14 protein-coding genes, 1 other RNA gene and 2 pseudogenes are annotated in these 16,940 nt (G+C 65.5%); 8 read left to right on the forward strand and 9 right to left on the reverse strand.

Translation table 11 applies throughout. From position 1 onward, the window contains the following. Positions 1-54: 54 nt before the first annotated feature. Entirely contained in the window at positions 55-1,212 is a 1,158-nt protein-coding gene (locus ACCQ16_RS00255; protein WP_033478806.1) for an ROK family protein, read from the forward strand. 143 nt (positions 1,213-1,355) lie between these two features. Then, positions 1,356-3,545, forward strand: coding sequence for a type III secretion system effector avirulence protein AvrBs2 (gene avrBs2 / locus ACCQ16_RS00260; protein ID WP_372380158.1), 2,190 nt, complete (start codon positions 1,356-1,358; stop codon positions 3,543-3,545). Between the two features lie 489 nt (positions 3,546-4,034). Here the strand turns inward: avrBs2 and ACCQ16_RS00265 are convergent, their stop codons facing one another. Together ACCQ16_RS00265 and ACCQ16_RS00270 are read right to left on the reverse strand one after the other, a co-directional pair. After that, positions 4,035-5,492: a ribonuclease H-like domain-containing protein gene (locus tag ACCQ16_RS00265; protein WP_277573394.1), complete on the reverse strand. Its 1,458-nt coding sequence runs from the start codon at positions 5,490-5,492 to the stop codon at positions 4,035-4,037. Further along, positions 5,489-7,984, reverse strand: a complete 2,496-nt coding sequence (locus tag ACCQ16_RS00270) for a DEAD/DEAH box helicase (protein ID WP_372380159.1) — start codon at positions 7,982-7,984, stop codon at positions 5,489-5,491. Before ACCQ16_RS00270 ends, ACCQ16_RS00265 begins: the two co-directional genes overlap by 4 nt. A gap of 177 nt (positions 7,985-8,161) precedes the next feature. Here ACCQ16_RS00270 and trhA point away from each other — a divergent pair, with 177 nt between their 5' ends. The 4 genes and pseudogenes from trhA to ACCQ16_RS00290 all read left to right on the forward strand — a co-directional run bounded on the left by trhA (position 8,162) and on the right by ACCQ16_RS00290 (position 9,575). Next, positions 8,162-8,824: a PAQR family membrane homeostasis protein TrhA gene (gene trhA, locus ACCQ16_RS00275; RefSeq protein ID WP_011345814.1), complete on the forward strand. Its 663-nt coding sequence runs from the start codon at positions 8,162-8,164 to the stop codon at positions 8,822-8,824. Between the two features lie 65 nt (positions 8,825-8,889). After that, a complete protein-coding gene (locus ACCQ16_RS00280) occupies positions 8,890-9,147 on the forward strand; it encodes a type II toxin-antitoxin system prevent-host-death family antitoxin (RefSeq protein ID WP_184423124.1) in 258 nt (85 codons plus the stop codon). Continuing rightward, positions 9,135-9,436, forward strand: a pseudogene (locus ACCQ16_RS00285) (type II toxin-antitoxin system RelE/ParE family toxin). The gene ACCQ16_RS00280 and the pseudogene ACCQ16_RS00285 overlap by 13 nt, the downstream one beginning before the upstream one ends. A gap of 63 nt (positions 9,437-9,499) precedes the next feature. Then, a non-coding RNA gene (locus tag ACCQ16_RS00290) (sX9 sRNA) lies at positions 9,500-9,575 on the forward strand. Positions 9,576-9,617: 42 nt separating this feature from the next. Here the strand turns inward: ACCQ16_RS00290 and ACCQ16_RS00295 are convergent. Further along, entirely contained in the window at positions 9,618-10,517 is a 900-nt protein-coding gene (locus ACCQ16_RS00295; RefSeq protein WP_127166483.1) for an SDR family NAD(P)-dependent oxidoreductase, read from the reverse strand. Positions 10,518-10,576: 59 nt separating this feature from the next. Beyond that, on the reverse strand, positions 10,577-11,314 hold the full coding sequence (locus ACCQ16_RS00300) for an SDR family oxidoreductase (RefSeq protein ID WP_008574050.1): 738 nt from the start codon (positions 11,312-11,314) through the stop codon (positions 10,577-10,579). Positions 11,315-11,439: 125 nt separating this feature from the next. Here ACCQ16_RS00300 and ACCQ16_RS00305 point away from each other — a divergent pair, with 125 nt between their 5' ends. Together ACCQ16_RS00305 and ACCQ16_RS00310 are read left to right on the forward strand one after the other, a co-directional pair. Then, positions 11,440-12,351, forward strand: a complete 912-nt coding sequence (locus tag ACCQ16_RS00305; RefSeq protein ID WP_218488957.1) for a LysR family transcriptional regulator — start codon at positions 11,440-11,442, stop codon at positions 12,349-12,351. A gap of 198 nt (positions 12,352-12,549) precedes the next feature. Further along, positions 12,550-13,260: an SEL1-like repeat protein gene (locus ACCQ16_RS00310; RefSeq protein ID WP_057682012.1), complete on the forward strand. Its 711-nt coding sequence runs from the start codon at positions 12,550-12,552 to the stop codon at positions 13,258-13,260. A 234-nt stretch (positions 13,261-13,494) separates the two neighbouring features. Here the strand turns inward: ACCQ16_RS00310 and ACCQ16_RS00315 are convergent, their stop codons facing one another. The 5 genes and pseudogenes from ACCQ16_RS00315 to ACCQ16_RS00335 all read right to left on the reverse strand — a co-directional run. Continuing rightward, entirely contained in the window at positions 13,495-14,112 is a 618-nt protein-coding gene (locus ACCQ16_RS00315; protein WP_277573392.1) for an NAD(P)H-dependent oxidoreductase, read from the reverse strand. A gap of 250 nt (positions 14,113-14,362) precedes the next feature. After that, entirely contained in the window at positions 14,363-14,497 is a 135-nt protein-coding gene (locus ACCQ16_RS00320) for a hypothetical protein (protein ID WP_008574043.1), read from the reverse strand. A 290-nt stretch (positions 14,498-14,787) separates the two neighbouring features. Then, on the reverse strand, positions 14,788-15,237 hold the full coding sequence (locus ACCQ16_RS00325; RefSeq protein ID WP_277573487.1) for a hypothetical protein: 450 nt from the start codon (positions 15,235-15,237) through the stop codon (positions 14,788-14,790). 124 nt (positions 15,238-15,361) lie between these two features. Continuing rightward, entirely contained in the window at positions 15,362-15,583 is a 222-nt protein-coding gene (locus ACCQ16_RS00330) for an XAC0095 family protein (RefSeq protein WP_277573486.1), read from the reverse strand. 399 nt (positions 15,584-15,982) lie between these two features. After that, positions 15,983-16,872, reverse strand: a pseudogene (locus ACCQ16_RS00335) (XVIPCD domain-containing protein); the annotation flags it as partial. Positions 16,873-16,940: the final 68 nt, after the last annotated feature.

Below are 16,940 nucleotides of genomic sequence, written 5' to 3' on the forward strand. Positions count from 1 at the left end.
AAATTAAGCTGCTTAATTAAAGCAATTATGACAACGAAGGACGTTTCGCCCTGCATGCCCTCTTTGTTCGCAAACGCAGCCATTCGTTCGCATTACCGTCGCCGCAGCGATGGGCAGGCCGCCGGTTCCAGCGAGCGCCTGCTGCTGGATCTGATCCGCAGGGCAGGGCAATTCGAGCGTGCGGATCTGCCGCGCGCCAGCGGGCTCAGCGTGCCCGGCATCAAGGGCATCGTCGACCCGCTGGTGGCGCACGGCCTGCTGCAGCTGCGGCCCTCGTTGCGGCGTGGCCGTGGCCAACCCAGCGCGCAGGTGAGCCTGGTGCCGGGGTATGCATACAGCGTGGGGGTGTCGGTGATGGTCGATGGCTTTGCGGTGGTGCTGATCGACTTCGCCGGCCAGGTCCGCGGCATGCGCCAGCTCACGGCTTTTCCGCTGACGCTGGCGGTGGTGCGTGCACAACTGCCGGCCCTGGTGGAGGCGCTGCTAACGGCGGCCGGCGTGGACCGGCAGCATGTGTTCGGCGTCGGTCTAAGCATGACCGGCCCGCGCATCGGCGACGGCACCCGGGTCAATCCGCCCTTGTCGCTGGCAGCGGAATGGATGCAGGTGGAGCTGGACCGGTTTGTCGCCGATTGCCTGCAGCTACCGGTCTGGATGGACAACGACGCCCATTGCGCCGCCCTGGCCGAGGCCGTGTACGGCATTGGCCGCCAATCGCCGGACCTGGTGTATCTGTCGATCTCCGACGGCTTTGCTGCCGGCGTGATTGCGGCCGGCAACGTGCGCCGCGGCGCGCACGGCAATGTGGGCGAACTGGGGCGCATCTCGGCCATCACCGGCATGGCCCGGCCAACCCTGGAAAGCCTGCGCCAGGCGCTGGCCGCCGATGGCCACGCGCTGCCGGACCTGCACACCATGCTGCAGCACTACGATGCGGCCTGGCCGCAGATCGATGCGTGGCTGGATGCAGTGGAGCCGACCGTGACGCTTGCGGTGGCGGCGATCATTGCGTTGATCGATCCGCGTGTGATTGTTTTTGGCGCGCGCCTGCCCACCGATCTTGCGCAACGGCTGATCGCCCGCATCGCCTTCGAACCTGCGCCGCGGCGTGGCGTTGCATTGCCGTATCCCACGCTGCAGGTTGGGCAGGTGACGGCGCATGCCACCGTGCTGGGCGCGGCCATGCTGCCGTTCAAGGAAACGCTGTTCTAGCGCACCGCATGCGCGGCGATATACGCGCCAAGTGCTGGGCAACGCGTCCAAACAAGGCCTGCGCCGCACGCCTGCCAGCGCGCGCAACGCAGGCATCGTTTCGCATCCGGGCGGTACTTTTCGCCTAATTTGCCAATTGTCATATGCCACGCGCTTTACTGGCCGCCCGCCGCGTTTTCGAGGTCATCATGCGTATCGGTCCTCTGCAACCTTCTGTCGCGCACACTGCCGCGCCGGCACTACCGACGCACACCAGTGCGATCAGCCCGACGCAGGTGCCGCACATGCCGGGCAACACCTCGCCACTGCGAGAAAGGCCGCGTCGCCGCGCCACCAATATGCCCCCGCTGGTGCCGTTGAACGACAGCGCGATGACCGGCAAGCCGGCCCTGGTGGCGCTCGACAGCGAATTCTCAGAGCAGCGTCTGGCCGAAGTGCAGGCGCGCCAGATCACCGTGCAGACCCTGCAAGCCAAGCTTGCCACGCATCTTGCGCAGGCCGGCACGGCGCTCAAACCCGACAGCATTGCCGCACGCTTTGCCGCCGGCACACTGGAGCCGGTGTATCTGGATACCGCCGCCTTCAATGCCATGTCGCGCGGGCTGCCCGCACGCGCACGTGCGGCCGCAGGCCCGGTGCTGATCGATGCACAACAAGGTCGCATCATCTTCAATCTGCAGCGCGCGTTTGCCCCTGGCGACACCTTCAGCGACGCGGCGCTTGCCGCGCTTGGCAAGCAGTTGAATCTCTCCGGCCACGGGCTGGCAACGCCCAACTGGCTGCAGCCTGCCGCAGGCACGCCGGGGCGGCGCAAGCTGCAGCAAGCCGCGCGCTATCACGGCCACGAGGTGCCGGCCCGCGACGGTGGCGCCGGGTTCTTCAAGGCCAACGACCATCGCCTGCTGGAAGGCAAGCAAGCGCTGTTGCGCAATCATCGAAAATCGCTCGTGCACGACCACTACTTCGAGGCACCCAGCACGCGTGCGTTCGGAAAGGACGTCATGGTGCATCGCGGGCTGTTCGATAATCACGCCGGCATTCCGGAAAACTCGCTGGCGTCCATCGATCATGCCTACGAGCAGGGCTACCGCAATCTGGAGCTGGACGTCGAAGTCAGTTCCGATGGCGTGCCGGTGTTGATGCACGATTTCAGCATCGGCCGCATGGCAGGCGACCCGCAGAACCGGTTGGTGTCGCAGGTGCCGTTTGCCGAGCTGCGTGAAATGCCGTTGGTGATTCGTAACCCGTCTGACGGAAACTACGTCAAGACCGACCAGACCATCGCCGGTGTAGAGCAGATGCTGGAGCACGTGCTCAAAAAGCCCGAGCCGATGTCGGTGGCGCTGGATTGCAAGAAAAATACCGGCGAAGCGGTGGCGATGCTGCTGATGCGCCGGCCGGACCTGCGCAAGGCTGCGGCGATCAAGGTCTATGCCAAGTACTACACGGGCGGCTTTGACCAATTCCTGTCCAATTTGTACAAGCACTACCAGATCAACCCGTTGCACTCGCAGGATGCGCCGCGCCGCGCCGCGCTGGATCGCTTGCTGGCCAAGATCAACGTGGTGCCGGTCTTGAGCCAGGGCATGTTGAACGACGAGCGCTTGCGCGGCTTCTTTCGAAGCAATGAGCAGGGCGCCGCGGGGCTCGCGGACACCGCAATGCAGTGGCTGGACAGCTGGACCAAGATGCGCCCGGTGATCGTGGAGGCGGTGGCCACCGACGACAGCGATGCCGGCAAGGCCATGGAAATGGCTCGGACGCGGATGCGCCAGCCGGACTCGGCCTACGCGAAGGCCGCGTATTCGGTGAGCTACCGGTATGAGGACTTTTCCGTGCCGCGCGCCAATCACGACAAGGACTACTACGTTTACCGCAACTTCGGTGAGCTCCAAAAGCTCACCAACGAGGCCTTCGGCGTCAAGCGCACCACGGCCGGCGCATTTCGCGACGATGGCGAAAGCCTGTTGACCGATCAGCCCGAGGCCGAATTGCTCGCCATCCTGGAAAACCGCACGCTGGCCCGGGGCCATACCGGCAACGAACTCGACGTGCCACCGGAAACGCCAATCGATATCAACCGGGATGCCGAGATCGTGAAGCAGCGAACCCAGCAATTTCAGGCCAGCTCCATCCCCGCCGACCCGAATCACATCGCCGCGGTTCGCGAAGGCAAGCAACACGATCACACCGTAGACATGGTCAATGACCCTGCAGCAACGCGTGCGCTGGACAAGCGCGCCAAAGCGCTTGGTTTGCTGACCGACAAATACCGTGGCGCGCCTGTGACCCACTATCTCAACGAGCAGGCCAGGCAGACCGAGACGGATTGAACCTTCCAAGCTCACCGCTTCGGTTGGCAGGTCGAGCGCGTGGGGCGGCATGCAGATGCTCCAAGCCACGCTCGGGCAGCGTCAGGGATTGCGAGAGATCACGCGCCTGCACCGGCAAGCCGGCGCCGGGAGCGGTGGGGCGGCCGATCAGCCGCATTGCAGTACCCTGCGTGCAGGTGCCGCGGCGTGCGCCGCCGCGTTACCTGCGTACGCATCCGACGTTGCCTCCCATCGATTCATCGGTGGAGGCGACTGCGTGGCCTGATCGGAATGACCCGCAGCTGCCTGCGGTGCGCCATCACGGCGTTGCATGTCGTCCACCGCAAGCATCCACCCATGGCTGGCGCGCCACGTGGCTCAACACGCCGCAATGAATGACCGGACGGGTGGTCGTGGAGTGCACGCAGCGTGCGTCAAGCGCCCTGTCGTGGGGCAAGTCCGGCCAACCTCCTGCCCCGCACCAACTCCCCACTTAAATCGCATGACCGGTCAAGGCGTGCGCGCCAATGTCAGCGCATTGCGCTCCTGCGCGTCCACTGCCACCAGCCGTTGCATCAGTAGCGACAGCGTCACCACATCCTGGTGGTTGTGTTCGGCCACGCGGCGCAGGTTGCGCGCGCTGCCGCCGCGCAGGTAACTCAACCAGGCGGCCGGGGCCTCGGAGCCGGGTAGGTCGTCTTCGCGCACCACGCGCAGCAGTTGCCGTTCGATGGTGGACAGCTTGCAGTTCTCCCAGGTGCCGCGATAGCGCCGGCGCGTGGGGAACAGCAGATCCACATGGTCCAGTGCAGAAATCGGGTCGCCGCGACGTGCCAGGCGGTAGCGCGTCTTCAGCAGCGGGGCGTCGTAGCAGCGGCCGTTGTAGCTGGACAGGACGGTGCGCGGTGTCAGCCAGGTGCGGAACAGATCCAGCATCGCGCTTTCGGCCGCCATCGTGGACATCATCAATTGACGCACGCGCAGGCCGTTGCCCTGCACGGCATCGACCACCCAATCGGCCACGCCGATCATGAAGGCGCGGGTGCCGGTACCGCCGGCCAGGCCGGTGGTTTCGGTATCGAAGAACAGCAGGTCCATCGGGTCGACGGCATCGTCGCGTTTGGCGAAGGCCAGCGAGAGTGCCTCGGTGGGAATCGCCTGTGGCAGGAACGCCTGGATCAGATGCAGGCCGGGCGCGATCTCGTTGCCAGGCAGAGATCGGTCGGTGGATGGCGCGCGGATGGGTGCATGCACCGAAACCGCGCGTTCGCGCAGGCCGATCATCTTGCGCAGGCCGGCGATATCGGTGCGGTGCTGTACCGGTGGTGCCGGCGATATCGATGCGGGCGATGTTGTCGCTGTGCTGCGCGCTGTGGGCCAATGGCGTGCGCTATCCGCATCCGCGGCGATGATTGCATCGACATCGACATTCGTAGGCAGCGCCGGCTTGTGGCGCACATCGTGCTCCACCCACGCAAATACCGATGCCTCGCGCGCAGGCGGTGCAGGCATGGGCGCCTGCAAGGCGCGGCGCGTGCGTGTTGATGCGTCGCGCGCCTCGTTGGGGCGAGCGGCCACGGCGCCACGACGTGCAGCTGCGTTCTCTCGCAGCGGCAAGCCCGCAGTAGGTAACGCGGCGCTGGAGACCGCTGCCCGCTGTGCACGTGTCGGCATGATCGCATCGTCCTTGCGCGCTGCCGGCGTCAGGCCGCCAACCTGACGGCGCAGCAGGCGCAGACGTTCGGCGCTGACGCCCGGGGCATGACCAGGCGCAGGCGTCGTGCCCTGCGTGTGGGCGCCGCAAGCTGGCTGCGCGGCCTCATCGACAGGCGCGGCATCCGCAGCCTGCGCATCGACCGCCGGCGCATCGTGCAGCGCATCGCCATCGTCAGCCTTCGCCGGCGCAGGCACATCCCCCTGCCCGGCCTGACGCCGCAACAAACGCAGCCGGTCCGCACTCACACTCATGCAAGCACGTCCAGCGCCAGGTCCTCGTCCACCTGTGTGGCATGCCGCAATGGCGCATCGGCATCGAACAACAACGCCAGCACCGTCAGCGCCAGCGACTTGGGCGATTCGCCTTTGGCGGCTTCATGTGCGGCCAGCACCGGGCCCACGCAGGCCGGGCAGCCGGCGCTGCAATCGCAACGCCGTACCAATTCGTCCGCGCGCTGCAGCAGCTCGGCCTGGCGCAGCCACAGCGGCTCGCTCAAGCCCACCCCGCCAGGGAAGTTGTCGTACAGATACACCGTGGGCACGAACGCCTGCTGCAATTCCACCGTGGCCGCATCGCCTTCTTCCACGCCGCGCAGTTGCCCACGCCCGGTCTGGTCGGCCACTGCAAACCAGGCGCCGTCGCCATTGCCCACCGCCTTTTGCAGATCGCGCGCATCGGCCATCACGGCGACCGTGGCCACCACGTGCAATGCATAGGCAGCGCCCAGAAATCCATCCAGCGCATCCTGCTTGCATGCAAAGGCTTTGCCCAGCGTGGCCTGCGGCAACTGCCACCATACCGCGGTGGTGTGCAATTCCTGGTCGGGCAGATTCACCGGCCCGTAGCCGATGTTTTCGTGCGTGTAGTAGCGGATCTTCTTATAGCCGGACACGCGCCGCACCACGTGCACTTCGCCGTGGTGGCAATCGCCACGGCCGGCCACGCCGCCGTCGAAGCGGTCCAGCACCTTCAACTTGGTGTAGTCGATGCTGTCGGTGTAGTAGTCCACATGCGTGCGCGTCACGTACGCCTTGCGGCCTTCCCAATCCAGCCGCTCCACCTGGTAGGGCGTGCTCTGCACCATGTGGATGGCGCCTTCGTACAATGTAAGTGCAGCGGCCGAATAATCCACCTCGGCGATGATCTGCTGCTTGCCGTCGCTCTTGTCCACCACCACGAAGTTGCCATCGGCCACCGAGCGCAGGCTCACCGCATTGGCCGGGTAGCTGTCGGCGATCCATTCCCAGCGGTCGCCTTCCTGGTGGATCACCTCGCTTTCGGCCAGCGCTTCCAGGATCACCAGCGGGTCGATCGGGCCGAATGGCTCGTCGGCAATGAACGGCAGCTCGAAGGCCGCGCAACGGATGTGATCGAACAGGATCAGCGGTTGGTCCGGCGCGGTACGCGCATGTTCGGGCGAGGCATCGGCAAAGAAATCCGGGTGTCGCACCACGTATTGGTCCAGCGGTTGCGAGCTGGCCACCAGCACGCCCAGCGCCGGTTGCTGGCGACGCCCGGCACGGCCGAAGCGCTGCCAGGTGGCCGCCACGCTGCCGGGGTAGCCGTTGAGGATCACCACGTCCAGTGCGCCGATATCCACGCCCAGTTCCAGCGCCGAGGTGGAAATGATGCCGTCGATCGTGCCGGCACGCATTGCACGCTCCACCTCGCGCCGCTCGGTGGGCAGATAGCCGCCGCGGTAGGCGCGAATGCGTGCCGGCTTGCGCGGGTCGTGGTCGAAGATGTCCTTCAGATACTTGGTCAGCACTTCCACCATCAGGCGCGTCTGCGCAAACACCAGCGTCTTCAGGCCGCTCTTGATGGCAATGCGCGCGATGCGGTTGCTCTGCGAACGCGCCGAGGCACGCAGGCCCAGATCCGCATTGACCACCGGCGGGTTCCACAACAGCACATGCTTGTCGCCGGTGGGCGCGCCCGATTCGGTGATGGCATGCACCTGCTCTTCGATCAAGGCCTGCGCGTGCGCATGCGGGTTGCCGATGGTGGCCGAGCACAGGATGAATTGCGGGGTGGCGCCATAGAATGCGCAGATGCGCTTGAGCCGGCGCAGCACATTGGTGACGTGGCTGCCGAACACGCCGCGATAGGTGTGGATCTCGTCGATCACCACATAGCGCAGGTTCTCGAAGAACTGCGCCCACTTGGTGTGATGCGGCAGGATCGCCTGATGCAGCATGTCCGGGTTGCTCACCACGATGTCGCCATGCAGCCGGATCGCCTGGCGCGCATCGCCGGGCGTGTCGCCGTCGAAGGTGAAGGCCTTGACCCCCAGCTCGCCGGCGCGGTTCAACTCCAGCAGCTCGGCCACCTGGTCCTGCGCCAGCGCCTTGGTCGGGAACAGGTACAAGGCCTTGGCGCCGCTGGTCATCGCCGCGCTCACCACCGGCAGCGTGTAGCACAGCGATTTGCCCGAGGCAGTGGGCGTCACGATCGCCACATGCTCGCCGCGCTGTGTCGCTGCCCAGGCGTCGGCCTGGTGGCTGTAGAGCTGGCTGATGCCGCGCGCCTGCAGCGCATCGGCCAGTGCGCTGGGCACATCATCGGGGATCGGCGCATAGCAGCCCGCGCGCCCGGGAATGGTGAAGCTGCCGGTGATGCGGTCGTGGTAACGCCGTTCCAGGCGCTGCGTGAGCAACGCGCCGTCGCGGCTGGGCCGGCCGTCGGTGGTGGCCAGCGCGCGTTCGGCGGTTTCGGTGCGGGGAGCGAGGGCAAACGGAGGCATACGGCAAGGGCTCCCAAAGAGGGAGATCAAACGAAAAGGATGTCTCAGGGTATGAGACCGGCGCGCCCGCGCCCAGCCTGCCTCACTGAGCGGATTCAGCAAGCCGGGTATCCTGTCGCCCCCACAGCGTCACGGCTGCCTTGCACGCTGTGGGATCCCCCACACCGAAGAAACGCCGTGCCCGTGCCTGCCAACGTCACTGCTCCGCATTACAAGTCCGTTTCTGCCCGCCGCGCCGATATCGCGGTGCATGCTGCCGGCCTGTTGCTGGCCATCGTCGGCGGCGCCTGGATGGTGGTGCGCGCGCACGCCAACCAGACCATGCTGCTGGCCACCTGCATCTACGCGCTGGGGCTGCTGGTGATGTTCGCCTGTTCGGCGGCCTACAACTTCGCACCGCCGCAGCGCCAGCCGATGCTGCGCAAGTTCGACCACGCCGGCATCTTCGTCATGATTGCCGGCTCCTACACGCCGTTTTTCCTGGTGGCGCTGGACGGCACCTGGCGCTGGGTGATGATCCTCAGCGTCTGGTGCGTGGCCCTGTTCGGCGTGTTCGCCAAGTTGTGCCTGCCCGGCATCGCCAAGGGCTTCTGGGTGGCGATCTATCTGCTGCTGGGCTGGGCCGGCATCGTGGTGATCAACCAGATGATCGCCGGGCTGGACAGCGCGGTGCTGTGGCTCATCGTTGCCGGCGGCGCCTTCTACACCGTGGGCGTGGCGTTCTACGTGCGCAAATCCATGGTCTACAACCGCGCCATCTGGCACGCCCATGTGCTGGGCGGCGCGCTGTCGCACTGGTGCGCCATCTGGCTGTGCCTGCGGCCGTTGGGCGAGGGGTGACCACGCAGTGTGGCGTCCTCGGGCCGGCCGCTTGCCCCGCCCGAAGTGATACTTGATGTCACTGCATGCGCACCGAACTTGTCACCACGCTCAAGCGTCAGGCGACCGAACCCCTTGCAGCTGCAGAGCGCGACAAGGAGCCAATCCTGATCACACAGCACGGTTTATCCAATGCCTATCTGGTGGATGTTGCCAGCGATGAGCGCATGCAGCAGCGCATTGCGCTCCTGGAAGGAATCGCCCGTGGAGAAATGGCAGTCGCGCAAGGCCGTACGCTGCGCCATGAACAGGCACAGCAACGCATGGCGCGATGGCTGAAATAATCTGGTCGGTGCCGGCATTGGCTGATCTGGACGCAATTGCGGACTACATCGCAATCGATAACGCACCCGCTGCAGCGGCGGCGCTGGTCAAATGGGTGTTGCCGCAGGTTGAGCAATTGATTGAACACCCGGACAGCGGAAGCCGGCCACAGGACTCCAGCGCTCGCGCTATCGCCAGATTGTCGAACCACCTTGCCGCGTGTTCTACCGCGTGGATGGGCAGCACATTGTGCTGGTGCACGTCATGCGGTGGGAGCGCGCGCTTCGCAGGAACCGTCTTTCACGCTAAGAAGAGCGGCCAACAAAACCACGGCACAGCCACCAGGCGGGCGCGGCCGGTGCTCGGTGCGGCATGCACCGCGCCGACACTTCGGTTGTGAGTGCGCCGTCCACAACCAGCTGACGACTGCTCGCACCGTCTGTTAGCCGCTCTACGGCCGGCAGGCACTCCAAGCGCCTGCCGCATCCCATCATTCCACCACGCGCGGTGCCAACAGATCATCCAATCCCACACGGTGCAGCATCTCCGCGCGCAGGCGATCGAGGACCGCAAAGCCCACGTCCGCGCCGTCGCCCGCCGGGTCGATATGCACCCGGAACGGCCGCTTGCCGAACGGTGCGTTCACCACCTGCACGATCGCCTGCGCCACCTCGGCCACGTCGGCGTCTTCGGGCACCAGGCGCGCAAATGCCTGCTGTACCTGTTCGCCAAAGCCCGCATACGGGCCGGCCTCGTACGCAGCGGCGCGCGCGGCATCGTCGGGCGTACCGGCATGGGCAAAGTGGTTGGTGCCCCTGGTGAAGGCGCCGGGCACGATGATCGAGGTCTCGACGCCCCAACGTGCTAATTCGCGTGCGTACTGCACCGCCAAGGCATCCATCGCCGCCTTGGCCGCGAAGTAAGGGCCCAGATACGGCGGTGTGCCGCCTGCCGAGCTGCTGCTGGACACCCACACCAACAGGCCCTGCTGCTGTGCCCGCAAGTGCGGCAGTGCCGCGCGGTTGACCCGCTGGGTGCCCAGCACGTTGATGTCGTAGACCTGCGCCAGCTGTTCGGCGGTGAACGCTTCGGCCGGGCCGAACACCATGTGCCCGGCGTTGTGCACCACCACGTCCAACCCACCGGCCTGCGCCACGATGGATGCCACCGCCGCGTCGGCCGAGGCCTGCGATTGCACGTCCAGCTCGACCGTGTGCAAGGCCAGCTGCTGCTTGCCCGCCAAGTCGGCCATCTCCTGCACCACGCCGGCATTGCGGCCGGCGGTATCGCGCATGGAGGCGTAGACGGTGTGGCCGGCGGCGGCCAGCGCTTGTGCGGCCAATCGGCCAAAGCCGCTGGACGCGCCAGTCACCAGAATGCGTTTGCGCATGTCATTGCTCCTTGAGAGGGAAAGCCAGCAGCGTGCGCACTGCCGCGCGCCACAGCGGGTCAGACCATGCCGCCGTTGGCGCGCAGGACCTGGCCGTTGATCCAGCCGCCATCCGGGCCGACCAGGAACGCCACCGCTGCCGCGATGTCGTCCGGGCAGCCAAGACGTTCCAGCGGGTTGGCCTTGGACAAGCGTTCGATCAATTCCGGCGACTTGCCGTCCAGGAACAGCGCCGTGCCGGTCGGGCCAGGCGCCACCGCGTTGACGGTGATGGCACGCCCGCGCAATTCCTTGGACAGGATCGCCGTCAGCGTTTCCACCGCCGCCTTGGTGGCCGCATACACCCCGTAGGTTTCCAGCTTCAGGCCGACCACGCTGGTGGACAGGTTGACGATGCGGCCGCCGTCGCGCAGCCGTCGTGCGGCCTGGCGCAGCGTGTTGAAGGTGCCTTTCAGATTGATCGCGATGTGTTTGTCGAACAAGGCATCGTCGCTGTCGGCCAGCGTGGCCAGCTGCATGATGCCGGCGTTGTTGACCAGCACATCCACGCCGCCGAACGCAGTCTCGGCCGCGGCAAACAGGCGCTCGACGGCGACCGGGTCGCTGACATCGGCCTGCACGCTGATCGCGCGGCCACCGGCCGCTTCGATGCTGCGCACCAGTTGATCGGCCTCATCCGCATGGCCGGCATAGTTGAGCACGACGGCAAAGCCATCGCCGGCCAATCGCTGCGCGATGGCAGCGCCAATACCGCGGGAGGCCCCGGTAATCACTGCAACAGTGTGCTGCTGAGTCATGCATGTTCTTCCGTTATGCCGCGGGCTGCGGCGTTGCGGAAACTATCCACTGCAATGACACGACGATCATCGCACTAAACTGCACAGCACTGTTTCCAGCGCCCGAACAGTGGGCAAGGAGTGTCATGGATCGGTTCGACGCCATGCGGTTGTTCGTGCGGATCGTGGAGCGGCGCAGCTTCACTGCAGCGGCCAACGACATGGAAATTCCGCGCTCCACCGCCACCAAGGTCATCGCCGAGATGGAAGCGCGCCTGGGCGTGCGCCTGTTACAGCGCACCACGCGCGTGGTGCGGCCCACGCTCGATGGCGAGCTCTTCCATCAACGCTGCATGCGCATCCTCGACGACGTGGACGATGCCGAAGGCAGCTTCCGTGGCGTGGCACCCAAGGGGCTGCTGCGGGTGGAAGTGCAGGGCACGCTGGCGCGGCACTTCCTGCTGCCCGGATTGCCGGCGTTCTTTGCGCACTACCCGCAGATCCAGCTGGTGATGAGCGAGAGCGACCGCTGGGTGGATCTGGTGGAAGAAGGCATCGACTGCGTACTGCGCTATGGCCCGCTGCGCGACAGCGAACTGGTTGCACGCCGCATGGCCATGCTCGAACGCCTCACCTGCGCCACGCCGCAATACCTGCAACGTTTCGGCATGCCTGCGCAGCTGGAAGCGCTGGAACACCACCGCATGGTTGGCTTGCGTTCGATCACCACCGGCGTGGTTACACCGCTGGAATTCCAGACCGCCCTGGGGCTGCGTACCTTCGCATTGCCCAGCCCGCTCAGCGTCACCGGGACCGAAAGCTATCTGGCCGGCATCCGGCTTGGCCTGGGCATCGCGCAGGTGCCGCGCTTCCATGTGGCGCACGACCTGCAGCAAGGCACTCTGGTGGAGATCCTGCGCGATACCCCGCCGCCGTCCAACCCGGTGTCGCTGCTGTATTCCCGCGCCCGCCAGCCGTCGCCACGCGTGCGCGTGTTTCTGGACTGGGCCGCTGGCGAATTTGCCAGACAGGCCGGCGTGGCGCAGCCCGTGGGGTAGTCGCGCTGGCGGTGCTCTGCGTGACGCAGCCAGGCAGCAGCGAGCGCGAGGCGGACGTCCTGGGGCAGAGCATGCCCACCCGCCGGTAGCGGTCTTGACCCTGCCAGCGCCGCCGCGCAAGGTGCTGGCTCATAGGGAGCAGTGCAGAGCCGGCAGCGTGCAAGCCCGGCACGGTGTGCACGCCAACAGGATCGCCTCATGACATTCGCCCGCATCGCGCTGGCCGCAGTCACCGCCATGGCAGCAACCACCTGCGAACTCGCGCCGCCAACCTCGCCTGAGCACGCGCCGGCATCCATCGCGCGTGCAGCTCGCACGCGCACTGCCAGCGACATCAACGCACCCAGCAGCGCGCCACCGTCGCAGGGAGCTCGGACCCTGAAGACCCATGCCGACACCGCGCCCTATCTCTGCCACCCCGGCTCAGACACCTGCGTCGCTGGCAGCCCGTTGCTGGCCAGCTCGCAGACAGAAGCGCGCTGGCTGATTGCCCACGGCTACCCATCGCCGGCCGAGCACGCACGCTTGAGCAAGCTGGATCTGGCCCAGTTGCAGGTCGAATTGCAGGCGGGCAATCCGGCCGCCACCGTGTTCTACGGCAGCAGGACCGCACTTAGCGGCCGCTTCGAGAGCGGCGTGGCGATCTTGCGCAAGGCCGCAGCCACCGGAAATATCTACGCCTACTACGGGCTGTCCGAGGCCTACAACGGCGACACCCCGCAAAAGAACCTGGTCGAGAGCGCAGCGTATCTGCGGCTCGCCTATCTGCTCGGCGATCGCAAGGCATCGGTGGCCATCGCTCGAAGAGGCTTGAGCGACATCGAGAACATCGCCGCAGACGAGCGCGCTGCAGTGCTGTACCAGATCTTTGCCAACTCCCCGCGCCCGTCTCCACGGCCGTTTGAGTGATGTGCGATGGTGGGCGACAGGCTGCTGCACGACCCTGGACGCGCGGCCGCGTAGATGGCATGCGCTACTAGCAACGGTGATGCGGTTGCACGTCATGACTAGCGCGGCATCATGCAAGCGAGGTCATGACGGGAGCATCATCGGCCCGCAGGCCCGCAGGCCCGCAGGCCCGCAGGCCCGCAGGCAGCTGGGCAGACCTGCACATCACAATGACGCAGCAGCTGTAGCCTGGAGTCAGCTGGTTGCGCTATCAGCAGATGCTCTTGCGACAAACAACCGCGCACCAATCGCGCGCGCTGTGTCCCAGTGCGATTGCGGAAAGCCCGCATCCGGCACTGTCAGCAACTCCGAGGTGCGCACCGGCGCACCGCAAAAATCGAAGATGCCGTGGTTGATCTGCGTTTTCATCGCACCGAAGTAGCCGTGCCGCGCATAGGTGCGCTCGTCCGCACCGCCAATGGCCAGCATGTGCACATCCAGGTGCTGCAGCTTCTTCACGATCTTGCCCTCGGCGCTTTCATCGAACGCCCAGCCCAGCGTAAACACCCGGTCGATCCAGCCTTTGAGCAGTGCCGGAAACGACCACCAGTAAATCGAGAACACCAGCACCAGCGCATCGGCCCGGTCCAGCCGCGCGTGTTCGGCTGCTACATCTGGCGCAGGTGCCGCGCGCTGCTGAAAGAGCGCGATGTCAGCCTGGTTGAAGCGCGGGTCGAAACCTTCCTGCGCCAGGTCAGCAACCTCGAACGTGTGGCCGCCGCCGGCTTCTGCCAGTCCTGCGCCTACCTGCGCGGCAATGGCGTGCGTCAGCGAGCGCGGCTCGGGGTGTGCAACAACAATCAGGGCATGCATGCGGGGAATCACTCCAAAGAAAAAATAAGCGCGGCTTCACGTGCAGCCGCATCAATGCGACAGCACGCTACCGGCGTGTTGCAAAAAGCGCCGTCAACGCGAAACGGGATGCGGTCAGGTAGCGAGCCACGCCAGCGATGGCGGGCAAGATCGCCCGACCACGCGCGGTGTAAAAAGGCCAGCAAGAAGCGAGCACAGCAGTGGCCATCTCACCCCACGCAGCGCCACACGCATCACCACGCAGAGCGCATCAATGAATTCGCAGCGCCGCAATCTTGCCGTCCACTAACCGGAACACATGCTCCAGCTGCAGCGGGCTCTGCGGGAAGGCGCCCGAAACCTGCGCCTCGGTGCTCGCGACCTTCGTCGTATACCACCACAGCATCGGCCAGGTGGGGCAGCAACAACGCCGCATCGCCGCTATTGCTGGCCGCAAAGAAGCAGGCAACCGCATCGGGCAGGGCAAATGCCATGGCGGGGTCTCCATTACAAAACGTGTGTGCCATCATCGGCAGCCGCCACGCCGGCCACAAGAACGCAGGCAAAGGTAAGTCACGCACCCATGGGAAAGCCGCACACCCCGGACACCGCACCGCTTTGGGGCAGGCGCTGTGCCCTGCGTCGGATGCAATGCTTACTTGGGGCGCGGCGCCAAAATAACGGGGTCAGGTTTACTTACCCACCCAAACACCGCTGCCACCCACCGGCAGGAGCCGCCACCTGCTCCCATCCATTGCGCAGCCGCTTCATCGCTTGCCCGCCCACGCATGCATAACCCAGCTGCTTGGCTTCTGCAGTGCCAAGACCCGGCAATGTGATGACGGAGTCCGACGGGGCAGGGCGCCCCTGACGCTGTGCTTCATTGCGCAGCATCATGTTCTCGACGCCTTGGCAGTAACGCACTATGCCCGGATGCGGGTGCGTGCGGTATTGCTCGCAGTTGAAGGGCGTGGTGTCGCGCGCCATCGAGTTATACGGCTGCGGCGTCGGCGCAATGTACTTGCTTGTTGCCGTGCCGGTGGCCGAGCGCATGCCTTGTGCATGCGCCGGCTGCACGTATGCCGCGCCACACAGCACTGACGTTGCCAGCACGAGGCATCGCGCGATGGTGGTGATCCTGTCCATGGTGTTCCCCCTGTATGCACCGATCCTAGCCCACGCGCTGCATGCGCGTGTGGATCAGGTCGCTTGACGGTGCGAGCTTGCGTGCTCGATCACATAGCGCCTTGCTTGCATCGAAGAAAGTGCGTTACCGGGCGGTGCCCAAATCCCCCAGCACATCATCCACCTGCTCAGCCAAGTGCTGCAGGCAATGCGCCCACTGCTGCAGGGGAATGGCCGGCATGCCCATTGCGCCTTCCTCGCGGGTGCGCGGTGTGGCCAAGGTGGCCAGCAGACGCAGTTGGTCGCGTACGCGTAGCAGGCGGTATTGCGTGCCTTCGGACATCCAGTAGCCGGGTTCGTCGTGCATGCCGCTCTCCTTGCCATGGGCTGGCTCCCGCTGCACAACGCAGCGGGATGCCGGGAGGCTAGAAACCGCAGACAGCCGGCGGGCTTATTCCCCTTGCGGGTGTTGTATTCGCCGCCCTCCCGGCGCAAGAACGCCGAGCCGTGCCAGGCCTTTCGGCCAGACACAAAAAACCCACCAAATTCTCGGAGGTGGGTGCCGCTGTCTGTGTGGAGTTTCTAGGCTCCGAGCGGGAGTGTGCGGGCGGTGGTGGCTAGGGTCAAGTTACAGCGCTCGCCCTGCGCCGGTGCGCAACTAGCATATGCGTACTGCGGGTTTGGCGTGTATCAAGCGGTGTGAGGTGATGCAACGCAGACCGCCATCGGGCTCTGATGGCGTCGTGGTGCTCCGCAAGCGTGCGATCTAGCGGGACAGGCTGCCCTGGTTAGGCTCGTTCATTCCACGCGCCAGCTCTTGCTGCTGCGTCAGCGCCCTTTCCTGCGCAATGGCTTGGTTGGCCGCCAGGAGTTTCTGGTCCGACTGTTCCACCGGGGTGCGGATTGCCTGGTCGATCTCCACGTGCACCCGCCTGTGCGCTGGGTCATCTAGCCGCCCTTCTACCGCAAACACGTTGCCGGTCTTGCCCATCACAACATGGTCCACGCGGCTCAACGCATTGTCTGCCAGCGAGCGATCCCCTGCGGCCGGGTAGGCCTCGCGGTTGTCTTTGCACACCGCCAGCAGGCTACGGCTGACGCGCTCGCTCATGTCGTCGTACGGCTTGCCCACGCTTTCGTCGATCTTGCGGACGCCACTGCGAATCTGCTCCAGCATGCGGTGATCCGGGTGCGCAGGATCGTCCGGCCCGAGCGAGCCCGTTGCAGCAGGCGCACTGGGCACAACCGGAACATAGGTATGGTCGTGCGCGGGATTCACGCTTCCATCCTGGGTATGGTCGAAATGATGCAGCGTGGGCGGCCGGGTACTTGTGTCCTGATACGGAAACGGTGACTTGTTGACGCCTCGGTCCAGCCCTTCGTTCTCGATCAAATGTTCTTGAGCCCCAGCGCTGCCATATCGATGGTCACTTGCGGCCGGGCACCTTGATACATCACGTTCGCGCGATCTTCGGCCTGCAGGATCTGCTCGACAGCCCAGGTGCCGTAGTAATTGGTGTAATCCGCAGTGGGCTGCAGCTGGCCAGCTTGATTGCGGTGCTCGCCGAGGCCTACCGGGTGCTGGCCTGGCTGCGCGTAGAGGGGAGATGGACGGTCGAAGTAATGCTGGCCCATTGCGGCGATGTTGCTGACCGTTGGAGGTTGGGCTACCCCTGATATCTCGGACACCCAAAAGCGAGGACAATCCTCGCACGGAGGTGTTC

It is taken from the genome of Xanthomonas sp. NCPPB 1062, assembly GCF_041481705.2.
GTDB classification, from domain to species: Bacteria; Pseudomonadota; Gammaproteobacteria; order Xanthomonadales; family Xanthomonadaceae; genus Xanthomonas; species Xanthomonas euvesicatoria.

Excerpts from the sequence above, each read along its gene's own strand:
- ACCQ16_RS00330 (WP_277573486.1), bottom strand. The coding sequence starts at position 15,583 with ATGCACGACGAACCCGGCTACTGGATGTCCGAAGGCACGCAATACCGC.
- ACCQ16_RS00300 (WP_008574050.1), bottom strand. The coding sequence starts at position 11,314 with ATGACTCAGCAGCACACTGTTGCAGTGATTACCGGGGCCTCCCGCGGT.
- ACCQ16_RS00315 (WP_277573392.1), bottom strand. The coding sequence starts at position 14,112 with ATGCATGCCCTGATTGTTGTTGCACACCCCGAGCCGCGCTCGCTGACG.
- ACCQ16_RS00295 (WP_127166483.1), bottom strand. The coding sequence starts at position 10,517 with ATGCGCAAACGCATTCTGGTGACTGGCGCGTCCAGCGGCTTTGGCCGA.
- ACCQ16_RS00270 (WP_372380159.1), bottom strand. The coding sequence starts at position 7,984 with ATGCCTCCGTTTGCCCTCGCTCCCCGCACCGAAACCGCCGAACGCGCG.
- ACCQ16_RS00280 (WP_184423124.1), top strand. The coding sequence starts at position 8,890 with ATGCGCACCGAACTTGTCACCACGCTCAAGCGTCAGGCGACCGAACCC.
- ACCQ16_RS00305 (WP_218488957.1), top strand. The coding sequence starts at position 11,440 with ATGGATCGGTTCGACGCCATGCGGTTGTTCGTGCGGATCGTGGAGCGG.
- avrBs2 (WP_372380158.1), top strand. The coding sequence starts at position 1,356 with ATGCCACGCGCTTTACTGGCCGCCCGCCGCGTTTTCGAGGTCATCATG.
- ACCQ16_RS00265 (WP_277573394.1), bottom strand. The coding sequence starts at position 5,492 with ATGAGTGTGAGTGCGGACCGGCTGCGTTTGTTGCGGCGTCAGGCCGGG.
- ACCQ16_RS00325 (WP_277573487.1), bottom strand. The coding sequence starts at position 15,237 with ATGGACAGGATCACCACCATCGCGCGATGCCTCGTGCTGGCAACGTCA.
- ACCQ16_RS00310 (WP_057682012.1), top strand. The coding sequence starts at position 12,550 with ATGACATTCGCCCGCATCGCGCTGGCCGCAGTCACCGCCATGGCAGCA.
- ACCQ16_RS00320 (WP_008574043.1), bottom strand. The coding sequence starts at position 14,497 with ATGCTGTGGTGGTATACGACGAAGGTCGCGAGCACCGAGGCGCAGGTT.
- ACCQ16_RS00255 (WP_033478806.1), top strand. The coding sequence starts at position 55 with ATGCCCTCTTTGTTCGCAAACGCAGCCATTCGTTCGCATTACCGTCGC.